The sequence below is a fragment of the Streptomyces sp. SBT349 genome (assembly GCF_001083795.1).
In the GTDB taxonomy this organism is placed as follows: Bacteria; Actinomycetota; Actinomycetes; order Streptomycetales; family Streptomycetaceae; genus Streptomyces.
The window spans coordinates 1-1864 of the sequence record NZ_LAVK01000621.1 but is presented as its reverse complement, the minus strand read 5'-3'; the positions used below and the strand labels follow the sequence as shown (position 1 = coordinate 1864).

Sequence of the window (1864 nt, the reverse complement as noted above, 5' to 3'; positions counted from 1 at the left end):
GACCTGCTGGTCGCTGCTCGACGCCGCCAGGACGTTCCTCCTCGGCTTCGCCGTCGCCCGCGCGCTGGACGGCGGGTTCCTGGCCGGGGGGCGGTCAGCCATCGCCGTTCTCCCCCGTCCGCCACATGGCCCGGTAGGCGCCGTCTCGGTCCCACAGGTCCCGGTGCGGGCCCAGGGCGCGTATCCGGCCGCCGTCGAGCCAGGCCACCAGGTCGGCGCGGGCGGCGGAGGCGGGCCGGTGGGCGACGATCAGGCGGGTGCGGGCGTGGCCGCGGGCCATCAGGGCGGCACCGACGCGCATCTCGGTGACGGTGTCCAGGCTGGACGTGGCGTCGTCCAGGATCAGCAGCCTGCGGTGGTGGACGAACGCGCGGGCCAGGCCGAGGCGTTGGAGCTCGCCGCCGGAGAGCGGCGCGCCGGCGCGGGGGGTGTCGTAGCCGTCGGGCAGGGTGTGGATGAAGCCGTCGGCGTGCGCCGACGCCGCCGCGGCGGCGACCGCGGCGGCGGACGGCGGGACGGGTCCGAGGGCGATGGCCTCGCCGATGGTGGCGCCCAGCAGGGCGGGCCGTTCGAAGGCGTAGCCGACCTCGCGGCGCAGCGTGGCGCGGTCGAGGTCGCGCAGGTCGGTTCCGTCGAGGAGCACGCACCCGGCGTCCGGGTCGGTGAGCCGCCCGGCGAGCTCGGCCAGCAGCGACTTGCCGGTGCCGGAGCGGCCGACGACGGCGAGCGTCGCCCCGGCGGGCACGGTGAGGTCGAGGCCGCGCAGCAGCGGACGGCCGCCGCGCCCCGCCGTCACGCCGTGGAACTCCAGCCGCCCCGAGCCGTCGCCCGCCGGGGGGAGGGAGAGGCGGCCGTGCGGAACGGGGGGCAGGGCCAGGACGTCACCGAGGCGGCGGGCGGCGGCGCGGGCGTGGACCAGGCGGTTGAGGTGGCCGACGAACACCCCGACACCCGTGGCGAGTACGGCGTAACGGGCCGCGGCGAGCAGCCCGCCGACCGAGAGGTGACCGCCGCTCAGCAGCAGACCGCCCGCGGCGAGGACGGCGAGTTGGAGGAACGGGCCGAGCAGCGCCGCCTGTCCCGTGGCGCGGGCGTTGACGCGCCACATCCGGTGTCCTTGGGCGGCGAGGTCGGGCAGGGAGGCGAGCACCCGGTCGCGTTCGCGCCGTTCGGTCCCCGCGGCGGCGACGGTGCGCGCGCCGCCGAGGGTCTCGACGAGGCGCCCGGCGATGCCGGACTGGAGGTCCTGGTAGCGGGCGACGGCGTCGGCGGAGGAGCGGGCGAAGCTCCTCAGCAGGAGGGCGAGGGCGGGGAGGCCGACGAGGAACGCCGCGGCCAGCCGCCAGTCGAGGAGGGCCAGCGCGAGGATGCCGCCGAGGGGGGTGAGCAGGGTGGCGGCGAGTGAGGCCAGGGCGGCGGGCGCCGTGCCGGCGTGCGCGGCGTTGACGGTGCTCCTGGTCGTCAGGTCGCCGGGTCCGAACCGGCGGTCCGCGGCCGGGCCGACGGCCAGCACATGGCCGAGCAGCCGGTGGCGCGCGAGGGCGGCGGCGTGCGCGTCGGTGGTGCCGGCCAGGGCGGAGGCGACGGCGGAGACGGCGACCTGGGCGGCGGTGAGCGCCGCACACAGCAGGGCCGCGCGGGTCGCGCCCGGGGAGCCGGTGAGCAGCTGGTCGAGGGCGCGGCCGAGCGCCGCGGGCAGCAGCAGGGTCGTGGCGGTCCCGGCGAGGGTGAGCGCGAGCAGCACGGCCATGCGCGCCGCGCTGTGCCGGGCGGCGTCGCGCAGCACGGGGTCACGGGCGAGGGTGGCGGCCATGCGGGCCGGGTGCCTCCTTCGGGCGTGGATGGTCAACGGGCGGTGGCGGGG

1 protein-coding gene is annotated in these 1864 nt (G+C 78.7%); it reads right to left on the bottom strand.

All coding sequences use genetic code 11. The annotated features are described in order from the left end of the window. Positions 1–94: 94 nt before the first annotated feature. Entirely contained in the window at positions 95–1750 is a 1656-nt protein-coding gene (locus ADY01_RS35255) for an ABC transporter ATP-binding protein (protein ID WP_324613485.1), read from the bottom strand. Between the last annotated feature and the right edge of the window lie 114 nt (positions 1751–1864).